A 736-nucleotide genomic window follows, 5' to 3' on the forward strand; every position below is an offset into this window, starting at 1 on the left:
TGTATTATACTGAAATAGGTTGACTCTTTTTAGTTATTATTTAGACGTTCAAAAGATTTTTTTTAGCCGTTTAGAAGGCAAAAAAATAGTTTGAACTATGTCTGTTCTTAAATGGTAAGTTCAGGTAAATTTACATTATTTTTTCGATAGGATCTGTATTTGATGTTTGGATTCAAATGTACTTCAGCTGGTTTTCTTAAGTCCAAGCTAAAATGTGTTCTCAAATTGTTATAAATATAGACCGCTTGTTCAGTCATTTTCTGAGCCAAATCCGTGTTTTTAATGGTTTGTTTTAGTCCATATTCATATTTAAGGGTTCTGTTAATTCGTTCAGCAACAGCGTTTTCATAAGGGGCGTATTGCTCAGTCATACTCATTGTAATATTATTGTTTTCAGCGAATTTTGTGTATTTCGGATTGCAATATTGAAAACCTCTATCTGAGTGATGAATGAGCTTTTGATCGGGATATTTTCTGTTTTTAATAGCCATAGCGAGCGCATCACTGCAAAGCGATGTTCTCATATGGTTATCAAGTTTATATCCCATAATTTGCTTAGAATAGGCATCTGTGACTAATGCTAGATAGTTGTGCCCATTTTCTGTTTTAATGTATGTTATATCGCTAACCCAGAGTTGTTCTGGTCGAGTAGGAATGTGGTCTTTTACAAGGTTCTTATATTTTTTGTACATATGGTTTGAGTTTGTAGTTGTGATGTAATTTTTAGTTCTAGGAA

1 protein-coding gene is annotated in these 736 nt (G+C 32.6%); it reads right to left on the minus strand.

Annotation, left to right across the window (positions count from 1 at the left end):
- Positions 1-107 precede the first annotated feature (107 nt).
- On the minus strand, positions 108-736 hold a 629-nt coding region (locus K1X16_RS17905), incomplete at its 5' end, for an IS3 family transposase (RefSeq protein ID WP_225037435.1).

The sequence above is a fragment of the Winogradskyella sp. SM1960 genome (assembly GCF_020179375.1).
GTDB classification, from domain to species: Bacteria; Bacteroidota; Bacteroidia; order Flavobacteriales; family Flavobacteriaceae; genus Winogradskyella; species Winogradskyella marina.